Here is a 19,673-nt window from a genome sequence, read left to right as displayed (position 1 = left end):
TTAAAATGGCAGCGAAGTAAGTTCAAAGGAATGTATGGATGAGTCGCTCTCCCTATCAGCGTTACAGCTGGCAATCTGAAATTTTTACCTGTGAAAGTCATGACATTGAACGCTACATGGCGTTGCTTGATGAAGAGTGTCAACGACTGAACCTAAAACCTCGCACTTTGGGTAAAGTTGAAGGTCATCCGTTGCTGCTGCTGCAGTCACCGAAAGCCTCGGCAGGTTTACCGTCAATCTTGATCAGTTCCGGCTTCCATGGTGAAGAAGCGGCAGGGCCATGGGGCATGTTGCACTTTTTGTCAGGCTTATCGCCAGAGCTGTTTGAGCAGGTCAACTTATCACTGTTACCGTTGAATAACCCTACCGGCTTTATTAAGGGGCATCGCTTCAATATCTTTGGCGAAAACCCCAACCGCGGTTATCTGGCCGGTGTCGATGATGCCAAGCCCACGGTAGAAGGTAAGATCCTGCTAGAAAGTGCGCAGTTGCTGCAGGCGGCTAGTAAAGATGGCATTTTGACGTGCCATGAAGACGTGCTGCAAACTCGTACTTATCTCTACTCATTTGAGCCGCGGCAACAGCCGGGCAGCTTTAGCCAACAGTTGTTGGGGGCGTTGGCTGAGTCGTTTGATGTGGCACAGGATGATGATATTGACGGCTGTCCAGTGGAGAATGGTTTTATCTTTAACCATTTTGATAGTTCGTTTGAAGCTTGGTTAGTACGCAGCGGGGCGAAAGTAGGCGCATGTAGCGAAACGCCAGCCACCCAGAATTTCGACCGCCGTATTTTGGCAAACAGTGCGGTAATGCAACGGTTTGTAGACTACACGTTAGCGCATTAATACTATGATTTACCTAATAAAAAAGCCTGCAACGTTGCAGGCTTTTTTAATAGTAATTACCGCTTAGTTAATCTGGGTTGGAATACCGCTGCGGTCATCCAGCACACGTTTCAGTACGTGTGAGTGAGTATCTTTATCGGCGATGAAACGCACCATTTTCGGTGTCAATTGCAGTACCGCAGGCGACTCAGAGTTAAACTCCTCTTGAGTTTGCGACAACGGATTGTGCACTTCAAGGTAGCGGCGGCCGTTCGGTTCAACCGTCGCTTTGACTGGCTGATTGACAAACTGCACGCGGGTGCCGACAGGCACAGATTTGAATAGATATTCGATATCATCATTGCGTAAACGCACACAACCGTGGCTTACGCGCAGGCCAATCCCGAAACTGGCATTGGTGCCATGAATGGCATACAAGTTGCCCAAGTACAACGCAAATAATCCCATCGGGTTATCTGGGCCGGCTGGCCAAACTTTTGGTAAACTTTCACCGCGGGCAGCATATTCCTTATGCATTTTGGCGGTTGGCGTCCACGTTGGATTAGCTTTCTTGCGGCGGATCTTAGTTACCCAGTTCTCTGGCGTATCAGTGCCGAGTTGGCCGATGCCGATAGGCAAGACTTCCACCACGTTGCGGCCTTTAGGATAGTAATACAGGCGCATCTCCGCCACGTTGATGACGATGCCTTCTTTGGGCGCATCAGGCAGGATCAGTTGGTGCGGAATGACCAGCGTACTTTGCGGATGAGGCAAAAATGGATCGACGCTAGGGTTGGCTTCCATCATATTGGTCAGCCCCAGTTGGAAATCGGCAGCGATCCCCTCCAGAGTCAGCTTCTTATGTGGCACAACATAATATTCGTTATGGCCGATGAGGCGACTGCCTTCACTGGGTAACGGATATTCTTTGGCGACAAGCGCAGTTGAGAGAGTGGTGAGTCCCAATAATAGGGCGCTGATTATCGACGTCTTCATACAACCTTTCAGCTTTTTATTAATGCCTTCCATTGAACTCAGCTTAACTTGCCAAACTTAGGCCAGCCTGAACTGAGCGCGAGGGCTCTATTCTAGTGAAATCGTTAAAGAAACCCAACTGTATTTGTCGCTTTTTACACCGGCGTTACTTCAATGAAAAATTGATGCGCAAATTTACAGGTTTTCACCCATCAAGGGGAGAATGTATTGAGCGTCGGGCAGGCATGTCAGCGCTAACAACACGCGGAGTGAACGGTTAATGTCTTCTGGTTGACGTTTTACCGAGGTCATGGTATTTCGTGCAGCTAGTCGGTGCACTTTTGCCGAACGAGTATTCTTAGCGGCAAACATGTTTCATGTATTGGCGGGCTGAACGCTAATGCAACGGCCTACGTGGATTTGGACGCTAACGCATTTCGTCGTTAGCCAACGTTGCCAAGCGCCAATTTGCAGTTAGCGGCTTAGAACAGCTGTGGCTTGCCGATCCAGACTGTCGTGAAGATTTGCTTGCACTCTCACTAAGTCTCGGTAGGTAAAAGGCAATTTTGAAAAGTTGGCTGTTTGCACTAACAGTAACGGGTGTAAATAGCTTATATCATTGATTAAATGTTACTGATTTGCTGCAATAATTGTGTTTTTAAATAATGAAAATTAATTAAAAATCATTCGGATAATCACTTTTTATGCTAAATTCTATAGCTATAGGGGTAATTTGCTTGAGATTGGTTTGATGTAGAAGGAGTCGTCATGGATGCAAACACGATAAACAGCTTTTTTCTGGTCGGTGCTTTATTAGCTGCTATCAGTGTATTGCTTAGTCCGCTCTCTTCTAAACTCGGCATTCCTATTTTGGTGGTGTTTCTTGGTGTTGGCTTGCTGGCGGGCGAAGATGGCCCCGGCGGCATTGTGTTTAATGACTACTCCATCGCCTACTTAGTCAGTAACCTTGCGCTGGCGGTGATTCTGCTGGACGGCGGTATGCGGACGCGCGTCGCCAGTTTTCGTGTCGCATTGTGGCCGGCATTGTCGTTAGCTACCGTGGGCGTGGTGATCACTACCTGTCTCACTGGCTTGCTGGCCAGTTATCTATTTGGCCTAAATTGGTTGCAAGGCATGTTGCTTGGCGCCATCGTCGGGTCGACCGACGCCGCGGCGGTATTTAGTTTGCTCAAAGGTCGGCCAATCAACGAGCGGGTTGGTTCTACGTTGGAGATTGAATCGGGTAGTAACGACCCGATGGCGGTATTCCTTACGGTGACTTTGATTAGTATCCTCGCGTCGAGCACTAATGATGTTTCTGCGGGCCAACTGCTGCTGAGCTTTATCAAACAGTTTGGATTTGGTGCTCTGCTTGGGCTGATCGGCGGCTGGTTAATCTGGCGCTTGGTCAATCGCACTCAACTGCCGGAAGGGCTGTACTCTATTCTGGTATTGAGTGGCGGCTTGATTGTTTACGCCATTTCTAATGCCTTAGGTGGCAGTGGCATTTTATCTATCTATCTTACCGGCCTATTCGTTGGCAACCGCGCGACTCGCAGTAAACATGCGATTTTGAGTGTGCTCGATGGTATGACTTGGGTGAGTCAGATCGGTATGTTCTTAGTGTTGGGACTATTGATGACGCCGACCGATTTAGAAGCTGTAGCATTGCCAGGGTTTGTGTTGGCGTTCGGGATGATCTTTATCGCCCGCCCTGCGGCGGTATGGATTAGCTTAGCGCCGTTTCGGCGCTTTCAAGCGCGGCAAATTCACTTTATCTCGTGGGTGGGGTTGCGTGGTGCGGTGCCAATTATTTTGGCGGTGTTTCCAATGATGGCGGGCTTGCCGCACGCTCAGCTGTATTTCAACTTGGCGTTCTTTGTGGTGTTGGTGTCGCTGCTGTTACAGGGCAGTACGTTGACCTATGCGGCGCGTTTAGCCAAGGTGGAGTTGCCACCTAAGCCAGAACCAGTATCGCGCTCAGGGGTGGAGATCTATCCCGCCAGCGAGTGGGAAATCTTCGTCTACAAACTCAGTGAAAGTAAATGGTGTATCGGTGAGCCGTTGCGGCAATTGAGCATGCCCAACGACACCCGTATCGCCGCCGTATTTCGTGATAATCAACTAATGCACCCCTCCGGTAGTACCACGTTGAAAGCGGGCGATACTTTGTGTGTGCTGGCCAAAGAATCTGACCTTGATGCTCTGAGTCGTATGTTTAGTGAGGCGCCGGAAAAAACCAATGTTCCGCGTTTCTTTGGTGATTTCTTCATGACCATGGACGTGCTGCTGGCCGATATGGCGATAGTCTACGGCTTCTTATTGGATGAAGATCATCAACTGATGACGGTGGGTGAGCTCGTGAAAGAGCAACTGGGCAGCTCGCCAGTGGTTGGCGATCATTTTATGTGGCAAGGGATTGGTTGGATTGTGTCAGAAGTACAACTTGGGGAGGTTACTCGGGTTGGTATTCGTCTACCAACCCAAGCGGAGTAGTGGTCATCTTATTTGTAGAGTGAGGGATCGCTCTTTTCTGGCCGAGTTTTAAAACGGCGATGTAACCACATATATTGGGTCATATTGCGTGAGATCAGCCGTTCGATGATGCCGTTGCCGCGAATGGCATCGGCTTCTTCACTCTCACCAGGATAGTTGTCCAACGGCGGCTCAATCTCAATGGTGTAGCCGTTATCATCAGCATTACGCTCCACAAAAAATGGTAACACTTTGGCTTTACCCAGTTTCGCGAGCGTAGTGCCTCCGGTGATGGTGGCAGCATTTGGTACAGCAAAGAACGGAATAAAGATCGCGCTAGAACGGCCAAAATCCTGATCGGCGGTATACCAAATCACGTTTGGTGCGCGCAGGCTACGCACCATTTGGCGTAGATCGCGTTTGGGGATCAGTGCCTTGTTGGAGCGTAAACGGCCTTTCACTTGCAGGTATTCCATCACTGGATGGTTATGCGGTCGATATACGCCCACGCCCGGATTAAACTGGCCAAAAATACGGGCGCCCATTTCCAGTGGCAAGCAGTGCACCGCAAACAGAATCACCCCTTGGCCTGCGTCCAGCGTTTGCTGCACATATTCTTGGCCTTTGATAGTCATATGTTTTTGAATGCGGTTGTTTGACCACCACCAAGCGTTAATGGTGTCGAAAATCGCTTTACCGGTTTCTTCAAAGTTACGTTTAAGCAACTGCTCCCGCTCGGCTGCTGCCATCTGCGGAAAACACAGCTCTAAATTGCGTCTGGCAGTGTTCACTCGGCTTTTAGCAAATGGCATTGCCATTCGGCCAAAAAGCGCACCTAAACGCATTTGTAACTTCATTGGCAATAGTGTCAGCAGATGTGTTAAGCCGACCCCAAACCACAGCAACCAATATTTTGGATGCAGCAACTGTTTTGAAAATTGTGCTTTCTCGACCACGTTTTACTTTACCCACAATAAAAATTAGCGGTTATTCTAGCGCAATTTCACGCAAAAATTCGGTACAATCCCACACTAAATTTAGCCTTGTTCGGATTGTCTTAAATGAAAGTGACCCTGCCACCGTTTGAAAAAGCTCGCGTATTAGTGGTTGGCGATGTGATGCTCGACCGCTATTGGGTTGGGCCAACGGGACGTATCTCTCCTGAAGCGCCTGTGCCCGTGGTAAAAATCAATCAGATTGAAGACCGTCCCGGTGGTGCTGCCAACGTGGCGCTCAACATCGCTGCGTTGGGGGGACAAGCGGCGCTGAGCGGGATTGTTGGTACCGATGATACCGCTACTGCGCTGACGAATGGCCTTAAGGCTCAAGGTGTTAGCCCTGCATGGCTGCAAGTAGAAGATAAGCCAACTATCACTAAATTGCGCGTGCTCAGCCGTAACCAGCAACTGATCCGCCTCGACTTTGAAGAGCCATTTACCGCCAGCCAAAGCGCTGAGATGCTCACTCAAGCGGAAGCGTTATTAGCAAACTGCCATGTGGCGATTCTGTCTGACTATGCCAAAGGCGCCATCGCTGACCCGCGTGCCTTTATTGCTAAAGCGCGTGAACAAGGTGTGAAAGTGTTGGTTGACCCTAAAGGCAGCGACTTTGCCCGCTACCACGGTGCGACGCTGATCACCCCGAATATGAGCGAATTTGAAGCGGTGGTCGGCGCGGTAACTTCTGAAGCCGACTTGGTGGAGAAAGCGCGCGGTTTGATCGCTCAACATGAGTTAGAAGCGATGCTAGTCACTCGCTCTGAAAAAGGCATGACCTTGATTACCCGTGATGGTCATGAGTTGCATATTCCGACGGTGGCACGTGAAGTTTATGATGTTACTGGTGCCGGTGATACGGTGATTTCAACGTTGGCGACTGCACTGGCTGCAGGCAGCGATCTGCCACAAGCGTGCGCTATCGCCAACACCGCTGCGGGTGTGGTGGTCGGCAAGCTTGGTACATCGACCGTTAGCCGTATTGAGTTGATTGAAGCATTATCAACCCACCAAGGTGAAAGCGGTTTTGGCGTGGTGAGTGAAGAGCAGTTGGCTTACGCCATGGAACAAGCTCGCCTACGCGGTGAGCGTATTGTGATGACCAACGGCTGTTTTGATATTTTGCATGCTGGTCACGTGTCTTATCTGAAAGATGCGCGCGCCCTCGGTGACCGTTTGATTGTAGCGGTCAACGATGATGCTTCGGTGAAACGTCTCAAAGGTGACGGTCGTCCGGTCAACAACGTTGAGCGCCGTATGGCGGTATTGGCGGGACTGGCTGCTGTCGATTGGGTGGTGCCGTTTAGCGAAGACACCCCACAGCGTTTAATCGCCCGTTTGTTGCCAGACTTGCTGGTCAAAGGCGGTGATTATCGGGTTGAGGAGATCGCTGGTGGGCAGGAAGTGATCGCTGCGGGTGGTAGCGTGAAAGTGCTCGGTTTTGAAGATGGCATCTCCACCACGGCGATTATCCAACGCATCATGGATAAACCTTAAATGTTGATTGCAGGGATGCTGGCGAGCAGTTTGTTTTGGAGTGATGTGGGGGACCGCCAAGCGTTAGTCTGCCCGCCAGAGCAATACACCCAATGCTTAGCAGCTATCCCGGCTCAATATCAGCGCCGGTTTCCGGCCAAGTTGTCCACCGTGCAGCGGCAGCTTGGCTTGCGCGCTGCCATGGCGATGTCCACCGATGGCGAGCAATTTGCTGGCATCATCCTCTGGGCGCCCGACCGCCTTAATCACAGTATCAGCGCGTTATGGAACGATACTGTCTACCAATTGCCGTTAGCGCAGCAGGCGGAACTCACCTTATGGCATGAGTTAGGCCACTTAGTCATCACCCATCTACAGTATCAGGGACAACTGCCCAATAACTTGACGCCGTTAGAACATGAATGGCTAGCCGATTGTTATATGTTGTGGCGCAGTGTGCAGGAAACGGGCGAGCTGGTGCTGGCAAGACAGCAGTTGGATCGCCGAAATATGGCGGTGTTTGCCGATATCGAAAACTTCTCCCATTGGACAGCGCTATATCTGGCGCCGCAATTAGCTAATGTTGATGTGCAGCAGCTGCAACACAGCAGCTTTGCCGCATGGTTGCTGCCGATGTTTCGTGCCACCAAACGTTATAACGCTGATGAGTTGCAGGAGTTTTCCGGCTTGTTACAGCGGTTATTTGGTATGGGGCGTTGGCAATCACTGCCGGATTATATGAGTTGGCGCCGAGCCACATTAGGGCAAGTGATCGGCGATACTTTGCGCCGGGTGATGGGGGATTCGGCGGCCGAACGCTGGATGACCGAGCAGAATTTGCTGGAAAAACATCGTGCTGCTACCAAATAACGCGATCTTCGCCCATACGTAACTAAAGTAACTTTAAGCTGTTGGCTATTGGTTAAGCGCCTTTGTTAAGCTCTAATTCCCACTACATTGAGCTTGTTAGAGGGCTGTTGATGGCCAAGCGTTCCAAAGTTGAAACAGCGCTGACAATTCGTCAAATTGAAGATGCAGCGTTACAGCAAATTTTAACCATTGGGTATGACAATATGTCATACAGTACCTTGTCTGACGCAACGGGTGTCAGTCGTACTGGCATCTCCCACCATTTCCCTCGTAAAATCGATTTTCTGTTAGCACTTAACGGCCGTATTGCCGAATTTTTTGTAGCCGCGTTAGATTTTGCCAGCCTTGAGCGGTTTGAGCTGAGTTGGCTCAACGCACTAGATGTAGCTGAGTTACGCGCGGTGCTGCGATTATTTTTCAATTTCTGCGCTCGAGCGGGTGTTGAAGTACAACAGTTTGAAGCCATCGAGGTGACTCGTTCGCACGCGCGGCGCCACTTTGGCGAGGCGGGCTGCAAATTGGTGAGCGAACTGCTGGGGCGCAGTGCCGTTACCCTGCTGGCAGAGCAAAGCTTAGCGGCGTAGTCCGTCGTTTTCGTAGTCATCTCGTCACGTTTTCGCTAGTATATCGGCTCGCAAAATTTAGCTGAGAGTGGAGAAAGACGTTGAACGATGGAACCAAGGTGGTCGAGCGGAGTAAAACCGTGCGCCTCGACAATAGTGAATTGGCGAGAACCAGCTTTTGGATTAGCCAAGCGTTTATGATTGTTGCTACCGTTGCCGGGGTATATCTGGCGGGGCGAGAAGGGCTTAACCAAGCCATTGCCTTCGATAACATCGACGATGCTCAAACCAACTATTATCTACGCCGTTCATTGCATGATGAAGTTAGCGAGAATGTCGACATTCTGCTCAACTATGTCAAAACCACTCGTGAAAATCGGCCTCCTTATCTGGAACGTGTTCATCCACACTTAGCTGACTTTGTGTGGACTAACATGAAGTATTCCCCTAATACTTTGCAAACCCCGAGCGAGCTGCTTACGCCAATCCGTCAGTTCTATCTGCAAGTGGGCGTGTTGCTGCAACGGATGGAAGCGCGCGAGATGATGCGTAGCCAAGGTTTAGACGAGTTAGAAGCTTTATGCTCCAAGATGCAGAGCGAGACACTGCCGAAGTTGGAACATAACTATCAAGATCTCGCATTCGAGCTCAAACAAAGCAACGTCGGCGTGTAGGGTGGAACATGGCAGCTCATTGTCCTAATTGTCGTTTTGAACGCTTGCAGTCTGCCGAATTTCACGGCGAAAAGGTTGATTTATGCGGCCGCTGCGGCGGTATGTGGTTTGATGATGGCGAGCTTGATAGCAGCCTATCTAGCGCAGATAACGGTTACGATGACGTCAAACTTGAATCGTCGCTCGGTGATTTCATCGGTTATGACCGCCGAGCTTGCCCCAAATGTCGCTCAAAACTAGGGCGTTTCTACCTGCTAAATGGTGTTGAGGTCGAGGTGCAGCGCTGCTTAGACTGCGCAGGCACTTGGGTCGAACAAGCGGCGCGCTCAGTGGTGGTCGATACGCCCAACGCGGCTGACTTCATCAAGCAATTGCAAGGCAAACTTGGTATGGGCGCTTGGCTGTTCCAGTTTCTCTTAAAACTGCCCGTTGAAACCAATCTTAAACCTAAAGGCCGGCCATGGGTGACATGGGCATTGATATTGCTCAACATCTTTATGTTTGCCTGCTACCAACTGCAAGTTGGCTGGTTGGCACCTTACCAAGCTGAACTGTCACTCACGCCAGCACTGCTGCTCCAAGGCGAGCAACCGTGGACGTTGCTAACGCATATGTTTTTGCACGGCGGTTATCTGCACATTATCGGTAATATGTACTTCCTCTACATCATCGGTGACAACTTAGAAGATGTGTTGGGGCGCGTGCGTTATCTGTTGCTATATCTGCTATGCGGACTGGTGGCGGCATTCGCCCACATCGCTGCTGATCCCAGTTCTACCGTGCCGATGATCGGCGCGAGTGGTGCCATCGCTGGATTGTTTGGCATGTACATGCTGTGGTTTCGTAATGCCAAGTTGTCATTTATGTTGTTGGTGGTGCAGTTACGCCTGCCTGTACAGTGGTATTTCATCATCTGGCTGGGCATGAACTTTTGGGGCTTATGGCAAGCGGGCGTTGGTGTGGCTTATTGGGCGCACATCGGCGGGTTTGTGGCAGGCTTAGTGATCGGCTGGCGCTATCGAGCCGCAGTGTTCGCTAATAATCCAATGGTAGCACTTATGCACCAAGGTGTTCTGCGTTGGCGGCGTGACGCGCGGCCAACTAAATAACTTCAGCGGCTTAATTACTATCAGGTTAGTGCCTGAGATCGTGAGCGTAGCCGTGCTGTATCGACCGGCAGCGTGGCTACGTCAGGTTGTGGGTGACCTCTTGTCAGCATTTTAGGCTAGAGCATGTGTACCAAAGCTAGCTAATAGTGGTCATCATCAAGCAGTTATTTAATTAAATGCACTTCAATGTGTTATCGCTCCAGTGTGCGACATGGCCAACTTGGCCAGCAGCGCTAGTGGGTCTCTCTTTCTGTTTTATCGATTAGGTCAGCGTAAAAAATCTTTAGTCGTTTGCAAGGGTTTTAGTTGCTCCCTATCGAATCTTCGTGCTAGTGTCAATGCCAAGGTGTAACTGTGAGGTAGATCACAAACATGCGCAACTGGCAAAGAAACATAGCACTATTTATCCTTGGCGTTGCCCTGACGCTGGTGCTATCTGCTGCCGGTGCGTCACGGATTAATCCATTACACCAAACAGTTCTCAGCTCTGATGAGCATCGTGCTGTTCAGGCCCACATCCTGACCAGTGCCATGGTTGTGCCAGAAAGCTTATCAGAGTCATTCGAGCCGCTGGAGCCCCAAAAGCGAGCCAAACCGCAGGCGCGTTTTGCCCTGCTAAAAGAGATAGTGTCAACGACGTTGGCCTCATCTCGTCATGTCCTACCGCGCTATTTTATGGCGCCGAGCCGTGCACCACCGTTGACTGGATTGGCCTAATCCAAATCAAGCGAACTAAAAAAATGAAAATTTTTGCAGAGGTGCACAATGAAAACATTATCAACCTTTTGTTTGAACGATACGCAAACTTTAGCCCAGTCTACTGCGGTAGCTGCGCTGAGCGCTGAATCTCCTGCCACTGACGCTATGATGTCTTTTGATCATCAACTGCGCATGGCCTTACCCGCGAATATGCCAGCCCCTGAGGCGTTCAATATCATGGACGCCGAGAACAGTCAGATTAACTATGTGGTTAATGAGCGCCACGAGTTTTTGGGCATTGTTGGCCGTAACTGGTTATCTGCTGATAGTTTGGCTAAGTACGTTGATAAGGCCCATGGCCCATCAAGCTGGACCGTATCAGATATGATGCTGCCACGTTATGAGATGTTGGCGGTTGCCGAAGATGAGTTAGCCGATGCCACCGTGGCCGATGTACTGGCCAGCTTCCGTAGTGTGCAACGTGACTTTCTGTTGGTGATTAATCAGCGTGGTAACGTTTGCGGATTGTTAGCCGCAGAAGATATTTTGCAGCGTATGCGCCAACAACCGAATGCTCAGCATGAGGTTAGTGTGCTGAATATTTTGCAGCAAATTCGCCAAAGCCATAACTTGGAAAAACAAGTGATTAATGGCTAGGCGCGAGCCTTACAAAAAAGCCGATGCAGATGCATCGGCTTTTTTAATGGCAAATCGGCGGCATTATTACAGCGCGTTCAAAATCGCCGTGACTGAGTCTTTAGCATCACCAAATAGCATTTGAGTATTGTCTTTAAAGAACAGTGGATTTTGTACACCGGCATAGCCTGTGTTCATAGAGCGTTTGAAGGCGATAACGTTAGTCGCTTTCCACACTTCCAGCACTGGCATACCTGCAATTGGGCTACTTGGATCTTCCGATGCCGCAGGGTTAACGGTATCGTTGGCACCAATCACCAACACGGTATCGGTTGACTCGAAATCATCGTTGATTTCGTCCATTTCCAACACGATGTCGTACGGCACTTTCGCTTCAGCCAGCAGCACGTTCATGTGACCTGGCAAACGCCCTGCAACAGGGTGAATACCAAAGCGCACGTTAACTCCTGCTGCCCGCAGCTTCGAGGTGATTTCTGCTACTGGGTATTGCGCTTGTGCTACCGCCATGCCGTATCCCGGAGTGATAATCACTGAGCTGGAATTTTTCAGCATTTCCGCCACTTCTTCAGCGGTAGTTTCGCGGTATTCGCCCATCTCTTCATCACCTGTTGATACGGCACCGTCAGTACCGAAACCGCCAGCAATCACCGAGATAAATGAACGGTTCATTGCTTTACACATGATGTACGACAGAATTGCACCGGATGAGCCAACCAGCGCACCAGTGACAATCAGCAGGTCGTTCGACAGCATAAAGCCTGCCGCTGCCGCTGCCCAACCTGAGTAGGAGTTCAGCATTGACACCACTACTGGCATATCCGCGCCGCCAATCGATGCTACCAGATGCCAGCCAAAGGCGAGGGCGATCAGCGTCATGATGAGCACGGCGATGGTACTACCGCCAGTGTGTACGAAGTACAGCAACAGCGCCAATGATACGACCACCGCCAGCAGGTTCAGTTTATGGCGTTGGGGCAACATCAAAGGTTTCGATGAAATCACCCCGCGCAGCTTACCGAACGCCACGATAGAGCCAGTAAAGGTCACTGCACCGATAAAGATGCCGAGGAAGATCTCGACCAAGTGGATGTTCAGCATCGCGCCAGTCAGCGCTTGATGTGACGCCGCTGCCGCCGCTTCTTCGTAAGCTTCTTTAACCGCATTCAATGTGGTTTGCAGATCCGCTCCGGCATTCACTACCACTGCTGAGGTTGCTGCTGGATGCAGGTCAATCAAGCTGTTAAAGCCGACTAATACCGCCGCCAGACCCACAAAGCTGTGCAGAATGGCCACCAGTTCTGGCATCTGAGTCATTTCAACTTTCAGTGCTAAACGTACGCCAATCGCGCCGCCGATCACCATAGCCAAAATAATCCAGGTCACACCGCTGGTAGCAGGGTTTAAAATGGTGGCAATCAGCGCAATCGCCATGCCGATAACCCCTAAGTAGTTACCTTGCTTAGCGCTTTCTTGCTTAGATAAGCCAGCCAAACTCAAAATAAAACACAGCGCCGAAATAATATAGGCTGCTGTAACCAGTCCTTGAGACACGATAAACCCCCTTAACCTTTACGGAACATCTTCAGCATGCGCTGAGTCACGGTGAAACCACCGAAGATGTTGATGCTGGCAATCAATACCGCCACAAAGGCAAGCGCGGTCACCAATGATGAGCCTTGGCCAATCTGTAACAGTGCACCCACCACAATAATGCCAGAAATCGCGTTCGTGACGGACATCAATGGGGTATGCAACGAGTGCGATACGTTCCACACCACGTAGTAACCCACCACACAGGCGAGCATAAACACGGTGAAGTGCGACAAAAATTCCGCTGGTGCCACTGAGGCCACCGCAGCAAAAGCCACCATTCCCACCGCACCCAAAATGTATTTGAGTTTTGATGGAGGTTTTGGCGTGTCGTCTTTTGCTGGCGCAGCTTTAGCCGCAGGTTTTTGCGGTGCGGCCGACACGGAAATCGCTGGTGGCGGGAAGGTCACTTCACCCGCTTTGACCACGGTCATATTGCGCATTACCGTGTCTTCAAAGTCGAGCACTGCATTGCCATCTTTTTCTTTACACATTAACTTCATCAGGTTGACGAGGTTAGTGCCGTAAAGTTGTGACGATTGCGCTGGCAGACGTCCCGGCAAATCGGTATAACCAATAATTTTCACGCCGTTGTCGGTAACAAACAGCTCACCCGGTTTGGTGTATTCGCAGTTACCGCCAGTTTGTGCCGCCATATCGACGATCACTGAGCCGGGCTTCATTGAATCCACCATCTCTTTGGTGATCAGCCGTGGCGCTGGGCGACCTGGGATCAGTGCGGTGGTGATGATGATATCCACTTCTTTGGCTTGTTCAGCAAACAAGGCCATTTCCGCTTTGATAAATTCCTCTGACATTACTTTGGCGTAACCGTCAGATGATGAGCCGTCTTCGTCAAACTCGAGTTTGAGGAATTGACCGCCCATAGATTCAATCTGTTCTGCCACTTCGAGGCGCGTGTCGAAGGCGCGAACCACGGCGCCTAACGAACCCGCGGCACCAATGGCTGCCAGACCCGCTACCCCAGCACCAATCACCAACACCTTGGCTGGTGGCACTTTACCCGCTGCGGTAATTTGACCAGTAAAGAAGCGGCCAAACTCGTGGGCAGCTTCTACCACCGCACGGTAACCACCAATGTTAGCCATAGATGACAAAGCATCCAGAGATTGAGCGCGTGATATACGCGGCACCATGTCCATTGCCATCACATTGATGTTGCGTTGAGACAGCTTCTCTACCAGCTCAGGATTCTGTGCTGGCCAGATGAAGCTCACCAGAGTTGCCCCATCTTTGATTTGGCCAATCTCTTCTTCGGTGGGTGCATTGACCTTGAAGATCAGGTCGGCTTGCCATACGTCTGGGGCCACAGTGGCTCCGGCAGCTTCAAAGGCCTTATCATCAAAGCTGGACAACGCCCCCGCGCCCGCTTGAACAGTAACTTCGAAGCCGAGCTTTTTTAGTTGCTCTACGGTGGCAGGGGTTGCAGCGACCCGAGTCTCACCGGCGAGACTTTCTCTCGGTATTCCAATTTGCATGACTATTCCCTGATTTTGAATAATTAACGCCTTCCTGTTGCTTGAAACGCGCAGAAAAACGATCTGTTGTATAGGTCGGAATCAATCAATATACGCTTTGTAATCGATATATTCGACTGTTACTTGTTGCTCCGCATGAACGGGAAGTTGGATTGTGAGTGCGTAACTTTCCTTCATGGCACATTCGTGCTAGAGCCATTTTGGCAACTCCAGCATCGGAAACAAGCGCTGAATCGCAAAGCGGCGTGAATCTGTACTGGTCGGAGCAAAATCTTTGCACCAGCACACATTTTTTTAACTTAAATGACCTCAATCGCATATTCCAAATACGAATAAAAAAGTAAATTTTATTCTTTTTTAACCGGTCAAAGCGGCGCTAAGCTTGCGTGCATACCTATAATGGAAGGCTGAGCTCATGTCACTTAACGATCTGTCATCATTGGCGTCACCGTTGTCAGCACAACAGGTTGAGACGCTTAAGCAATTGTCGGCGCAATTAACGCCGGTCCAACTCGCTTGGGTAAGCGGTTATTTAGCGGCAACTGCTAACGCAACCCCAGCTACTGTTGCTACTGTTGAAAATAACAGTAAATTAACAATTCTTTATGGCAGTCAAACTGGTAATAGTCGTGGTGTTGCTACCGAATTAGCTAACCAAGCTAAGGCTGCCGGATTGGCGGTTAACTTGGTTTCTATGGGGGACTACAACAGCCGTAATCTTAAGCAAGAGACCTTGTTGGCCGTCGTTGTGAGCACTCAAGGTGAAGGCGAAGCGCCGGACGATGCTATTGAGTTACACAAGTTTTTAGCCTCAAAACGCGCGCCTAAACTGGACGGCGTACGATATGCAGTATTGAGTCTAGGCGATTCTTCCTATGAATTCTTCTGCCAGACCGGAAAAGAGTTTGATGAGCGCTTGGCTAAGCTGGGCGCAGCGCCATTATTGCCACGGCTTGATTGCGATTTAGACTATCAACAAGCTAGCGAGACATGGCAAACCGAAGTGATTGCTGCGGCTAAACCTTTGCTGGCGCAATCAAGCAGTGCCAGTGCGGCATCGCCTTCTGTACCGTTTGCCGAAACGACATCCCAATACAGCAAGCAACAGCCGTACACCGCCGAGATTATGGTGAGCCAAAAACTCACCAGCCGTGACTCAGTGAAAGATACGCGCCATGTCGAGATCGATTTAGGTGACTCAGGCATTACTTACCAGCCGGGTGACGCGCTGGGCGTGTACTTTAATAATGATGATGTATTAGTTGATTCGCTGTTGAGCGCATGGCAGTTGGACGGCGCAACGCCAGTGATCGTGGCTAAAGAGAGAGTGAGCCTCAAGCAAGCGCTGCTGGAACACAAAGAGTTAACCCAACTGTATCCGGGGTTAGTTAAGTTCTGGGCTGAGCAATCTCAAGCGCAAGAGTTACTGGCGATTGTCGAAGATAAAACCCAAACCCGCGAATTTGTGCGCAGTCACCAAGTGGCCGACCTGCAGCAACTGTTCCCATTGAATAACATCGACGCGCAAACGTTGGTGGATGCACTGCGGCCTCTCACGCCACGTTTGTACTCTATTGCTTCAGCGCAGAGTGAAGTAGACACCGAAGTGCATCTCACCGTTGGTCTCGTCGCCGATGAGCGCAATGGTGAAGTGCGTTACGGCGGTGCATCACGCTTTTTGACCTACGCTGAAGAAGGCGCGCCAGTGAAAGTGTATGTGGAACGGAATAAACACTTCCGTTTGCCGGAGAATCCGCAAACGCCAGTAATCATGATTGGCCCTGGCACAGGAGTGGCACCATTCCGTGCCTTTATGCAGCAGCGTGCTAGCCAAGATGAAGCGGGTCAAAACTGGTTGTTCTTCGGTAATCCGCATTTTGAGCAAGATTTCCTCTATCAAACTGAGTGGCAGCAGTACCTAAAATCGGGCGTATTGTCGAAAATCTCACTGGCGTTTTCCCGCGATCAGCAAGAGAAAATTTACGTACAACATCGCATCAAACAGCAAGGTGCTGAATTGTGGCAATGGCTGCAGCAGGGCGCGCATCTGTATCTGTGTGGTGATGCCGACCGTATGGCCAAAGATGTACAGCAGGCCTTAGTTGAAGTTGTGGCTGAGTTTGGCGAGATGGACCAGACCGGCGCTAGTGAATGGTTAGAACAACTGCGCGCCGCTGGCCGCTTCCAGAAAGATGTGTACTGAGTTAGGCCACGTTTAAATCAGCCTAACCTGCTAACAGCCGAATAAGAGAGTAAGTCATGAGTGAGCAAAAACTAGCGGCAAACGAATATATCAAGGCGCGTAGTCGTCATCTGCGCGGCACCATCGAAGCAGGCATCGCCGACCCTGTCACTGGTGCTATCAGCGAAGACGATGTGCAAGTGCTTAAGTTTCACGGTACCTATATGCAGGATGACCGTGATCTGCGCAATGAGCGTAAAGAGCAAAAACTGGAACCGCTGTATAGCTTTATGCTGCGCGCACGCGTGCCGGGTGGTGTGTGTAGTGCCGAGCAGTGGTTGGCGGTCGATGATATTTCACGGCAACTGACCACTTCTAACAGCATCCGTTTGACCACCCGTCAGACCTTTCAATATCACGGCATTCCAAAGCGCAACTTGAAACAGTTAGTGCAGGGCTTAGATCGCGCCACTCTGGACGCGATTGCCGCCTGTGGCGACGTGAACCGTAACGTGATGTGCAACCCAAATCCGGTGCAGTCTGAACTGCATGCCGAGGTGTACGAAATTGCTAAGCATCTGTCTGAACACATGCTGCCGCACACTCAAGCCTATGCCGAGATCTGGTTGGATAAGGAAAAGTTGCTGAGCACCGAAGAGGAAGTGGAACCGATTTACGGTGATACTTATCTGCCACGTAAGTTCAAAATGGCGGTTGCTGTACCACCGGATAACGATGTGGATGTGTACACCAACGATTTTGGCTTAATCGCCATTGAAGAGAACGGCCAGTTGGTCGGCTTCAACCTCACCGCTGGTGGCGGTATGGGCTCGACCCATGGCGAAGTGGAAACCTTCCCACGCTTGGCCGATGACTTTGGCTTTATCAACAAAGAAGACGTGATTAAGTTTGCTGAAGCCGTGGTGACAACCCAACGCGATTGGGGTAACCGAGTTAACCGTAAACGTGCCCGTCTGAAATACACCATTGTTGACCACGGCTACGACGCATTTAAAGCGGAAGTGGAAAAGCGCGCTGGCGTGAAATTCCAGCCAAAACGCGATGTGGTATTGCGAGATCGTGGCGATCGCTTTGGCTGGGTCAAAGGGATTGATGACCAATGGCATCTGACCTTCTTCATTGAATGCGGCCGCATCAAAGATGAACCAGGCAAAATGCTACAAACCGGTTTGCGTGAGATTGCCAAAGTGCATAAAGGCGATTTCCGTATGACGGCCAACCAGAACATGATCATTGCAGGAGTACCAGCGTCTGAGAAAGATCGTATTGAAGCCATGGCGCGTGAATACGGTTTGCTCGGCGATCTGCTGACCACCACCCGTGAGCACTCGATTGCCTGCGTGGCGTTGCCAACGTGTCCGCTGGCAATGGCGGAATCTGAGCGTTACTTCCCTGAGTTTATGACCAAGGTGGAAGCGCTACAGGCCAAGCACGGCATCAGCGAATTACCGATTGTGGTACGTATGACCGGTTGTCCGAACGGTTGTGCTCGCCCATTTGCTGCTGAAATCGGCTTAGTGGGTAAAGCACCGGGACGTTACAACCTCTATTTAGGTGCCAATTTTGAAGGAACCCGTCTGAACAAAATGGTGCGTGAGAATATTCAGGAAGCTGAAATCCTCGAAGATCTAGACGGTTTATTTGGCCGATACGCCAGCGAGCGTAACGCAGATGAAAGCTTTGGTGACTTTGTCGTGCGTGTCGGCGTTGTCAAAGCAGTGATCGATGCTGCTAAGGATTTTCATGGCTAATGCATCTCCCGTCAGCAGTGCCGATTTAGTCGCGCTGCTGCAACAAGATAAACAGCAGCAAGCGCTGCAGTTGGAACAGATTAACCGCTATCTGCAAGCGTTAACGGCAGAGCAGCGAGTGGCTTGGGGGCTGGCATATCTGCCCGGCACCCATGCGCTGTCGTCCAGTTTTGGTATTCAGGCGGCGGTGATGTTGCATCTGCTCTGCAACCAACAGTCAGATATTCCGGTGATCCTGACCGACACGGGCTACCTGTTTCCGGAAACTTATCGCTTTATTGATGAGTTAACCGAGCGCTTAAAGCTGAACTTGAAGATCTATCGCTCTGAATTAACGCCAGCATGGCAGGAAGCGCGCTTTGGCAAACTGTGGGAAAAAGGCTTAGAAGGGTTAGAGCTATATAACCGCATGAACAAAGTTGAGCCGATGAAACACGCGCTGGAAGAGTTGCAGGTAGGAAGTTGGTTTGCTGGCCTGCGCCGCACGCAAGCATCCACCCGTGAAGCGCTGCCGATGTTGGCTATTCATGGTGAGCGTTATAAGTTACTGCCGATTATCGATTGGACTGATCGCGATGTGCATCTGTATCTGACCGATCACGAACTGCCATACCACCCACTGTGGTATGAAAACTATGTCTCTGTCGGCGATACCCATTCTACCAAGCCGCTGGAACCTGGCATGTTAGAAGAGGAAACACGCTTCAACGGTTTGAAACGTGAATGTGGTCTGCACTACGAGATTTAGTCAGCCAACACCTGTGTAATTTATGTTAAAATGTTATTGAGTTTATTTTAAGTAATTTAAATGAATAACTTGCACAAGGTGTTAACCGCTGTTCAACGTTAAAAAAAAGGCGTTATACTCAAAAGTCCCGGAGGGGAAATTCAATGGCAGCTGTATCTGTTTTTCGTTTGAAAAATCGCCTGTGGCAGGCAGCGAATTTGGCCTTGAATTGACGGCTAAATCTGATGACTCGTTGGGGGTGATCTAGATGTAGTGACGCTGGCTTTGATTGGCTTGTTAGCGCAGCATCAAAGTGTTCGCAATCCCGGAAGGCTCTGTAGGGGCTGTTTATCTTTTTTTTCAAATTAAACGCGTTATGAGCAAGGCGCAGCCAGTGATGCTTAGTCAACTAAGCAAACTGGAGGCAACAAAGTTCAGGATGCGTTTAAATGAACCCTGCGGGCAGTGACAGAGCGCCATTTATTCAGCGTTAGGTGATATTTGTGGAGAATAACTCCACGGCACATCACCTGCCTTGCCTAAACCACGCTCTGTCTACTGCAAAAACAACCAGCAAAGATAAACA

General features: G+C 50.3%; 16 protein-coding genes. 12 read left to right on the top strand and 4 right to left on the bottom strand.

Annotated elements, in window-relative coordinates; all coding sequences use genetic code 11:
- The first annotated feature begins 38 nt into the window (after positions 1-38).
- Entirely contained in the window at positions 39-845 is an 807-nt protein-coding gene (locus ACN0TT_RS07200) for a M14 family metallocarboxypeptidase (RefSeq protein WP_417761461.1), read from the top strand.
- Between the two features lie 63 nt (positions 846-908).
- On the opposite strand, the gene ACN0TT_RS07195 is transcribed toward ACN0TT_RS07200, so the two are convergent.
- A complete protein-coding gene (locus ACN0TT_RS07195) occupies positions 909-1,820 on the bottom strand; it encodes a L,D-transpeptidase family protein (RefSeq protein ID WP_417761498.1) in 912 nt (303 codons plus the stop codon).
- A 747-nt stretch (positions 1,821-2,567) separates the two neighbouring features.
- On the opposite strand from ACN0TT_RS07195, the gene ACN0TT_RS07190 reads away from it, so the two are divergent.
- On the top strand, positions 2,568-4,295 hold the full coding sequence (locus ACN0TT_RS07190) for a potassium/proton antiporter (RefSeq protein ID WP_417761460.1): 1,728 nt from the start codon (positions 2,568-2,570) through the stop codon (positions 4,293-4,295).
- 8 nt (positions 4,296-4,303) lie between these two features.
- On the opposite strand, the gene ACN0TT_RS07185 is transcribed toward ACN0TT_RS07190, so the two are convergent.
- Entirely contained in the window at positions 4,304-5,230 is a 927-nt protein-coding gene (locus tag ACN0TT_RS07185; protein WP_417761459.1) for an LpxL/LpxP family Kdo(2)-lipid IV(A) lauroyl/palmitoleoyl acyltransferase, read from the bottom strand.
- A gap of 105 nt (positions 5,231-5,335) precedes the next feature.
- On the opposite strand from ACN0TT_RS07185, the gene hldE reads away from it, so the two are divergent.
- The 7 genes from hldE to ACN0TT_RS07150 all read left to right on the top strand — a co-directional run bounded on the left by hldE (position 5,336) and on the right by ACN0TT_RS07150 (position 11,317).
- Positions 5,336-6,766, top strand: coding sequence for a bifunctional D-glycero-beta-D-manno-heptose-7-phosphate kinase/D-glycero-beta-D-manno-heptose 1-phosphate adenylyltransferase HldE (gene hldE, locus ACN0TT_RS07180; RefSeq protein ID WP_417761458.1), 1,431 nt, complete (start codon positions 5,336-5,338; stop codon positions 6,764-6,766).
- A complete protein-coding gene (locus tag ACN0TT_RS07175; protein ID WP_417761457.1) occupies positions 6,767-7,615 on the top strand; it encodes a hypothetical protein in 849 nt (282 codons plus the stop codon). It abuts the gene before it with no gap.
- Positions 7,616-7,725: 110 nt separating this feature from the next.
- Positions 7,726-8,199 carry a TetR family transcriptional regulator gene (locus ACN0TT_RS07170; RefSeq protein WP_417761456.1) on the top strand — a complete coding sequence of 158 codons (474 nt, stop codon included), beginning with the start codon at positions 7,726-7,728 and terminating at the stop codon, positions 8,197-8,199.
- Between the two features lie 80 nt (positions 8,200-8,279).
- A complete protein-coding gene (locus ACN0TT_RS07165) occupies positions 8,280-8,852 on the top strand; it encodes a hypothetical protein (RefSeq protein WP_417761455.1) in 573 nt (190 codons plus the stop codon).
- A gap of 8 nt (positions 8,853-8,860) precedes the next feature.
- Positions 8,861-9,961: a rhomboid family intramembrane serine protease gene (locus tag ACN0TT_RS07160; RefSeq protein WP_417761454.1), complete on the top strand. Its 1,101-nt coding sequence runs from the start codon at positions 8,861-8,863 to the stop codon at positions 9,959-9,961.
- Between the two features lie 372 nt (positions 9,962-10,333).
- Entirely contained in the window at positions 10,334-10,678 is a 345-nt protein-coding gene (locus tag ACN0TT_RS07155) for a hypothetical protein (RefSeq protein WP_417761453.1), read from the top strand.
- A gap of 48 nt (positions 10,679-10,726) precedes the next feature.
- Positions 10,727-11,317 carry a hypothetical protein gene (locus tag ACN0TT_RS07150; RefSeq protein WP_417761452.1) on the top strand — a complete coding sequence of 197 codons (591 nt, stop codon included), beginning with the start codon at positions 10,727-10,729 and terminating at the stop codon, positions 11,315-11,317.
- Positions 11,318-11,383: 66 nt separating this feature from the next.
- On the opposite strand, the gene pntB is transcribed toward ACN0TT_RS07150, so the two are convergent.
- Both pntB and ACN0TT_RS07140 read right to left on the bottom strand, forming a co-directional pair.
- Positions 11,384-12,868, bottom strand: coding sequence for a Re/Si-specific NAD(P)(+) transhydrogenase subunit beta (pntB, locus tag ACN0TT_RS07145; protein ID WP_417761451.1), 1,485 nt, complete (start codon positions 12,866-12,868; stop codon positions 11,384-11,386).
- 11 nt (positions 12,869-12,879) lie between these two features.
- A complete protein-coding gene (locus ACN0TT_RS07140) occupies positions 12,880-14,406 on the bottom strand; it encodes a Re/Si-specific NAD(P)(+) transhydrogenase subunit alpha (RefSeq protein WP_417761450.1) in 1,527 nt (508 codons plus the stop codon).
- Positions 14,407-14,821: 415 nt separating this feature from the next.
- Here ACN0TT_RS07140 and ACN0TT_RS07135 point away from each other — a divergent pair, with 415 nt between their 5' ends.
- From ACN0TT_RS07135 to ACN0TT_RS07125, 3 genes are read left to right on the top strand one after another with little or no spacing between them, the layout of a single operon-like run.
- A complete protein-coding gene (locus tag ACN0TT_RS07135) occupies positions 14,822-16,609 on the top strand; it encodes an assimilatory sulfite reductase (NADPH) flavoprotein subunit (RefSeq protein ID WP_417761449.1) in 1,788 nt (595 codons plus the stop codon).
- Positions 16,610-16,665: 56 nt separating this feature from the next.
- On the top strand, positions 16,666-18,360 hold the full coding sequence (gene cysI, locus ACN0TT_RS07130; RefSeq protein ID WP_417761448.1) for an assimilatory sulfite reductase (NADPH) hemoprotein subunit: 1,695 nt from the start codon (positions 16,666-16,668) through the stop codon (positions 18,358-18,360).
- The gene (locus ACN0TT_RS07125; protein ID WP_417761447.1) at positions 18,353-19,108 is read left to right on the top strand and encodes a phosphoadenylyl-sulfate reductase; all 756 of its coding nucleotides are present in this window, start codon (positions 18,353-18,355) and stop codon (positions 19,106-19,108) included. Before cysI ends, ACN0TT_RS07125 begins: the two co-directional genes overlap by 8 nt.
- Positions 19,109-19,673: the final 565 nt, after the last annotated feature.

It is taken from the genome of Shewanella sp. (assembly GCF_048265805.1).
GTDB lineage: Bacteria > Pseudomonadota > Gammaproteobacteria > Enterobacterales > Shewanellaceae > Shewanella.
The sequence above is the reverse complement of the archived record's forward strand: the minus strand, read 5'-3'. Positions and strand labels throughout refer to the sequence as shown.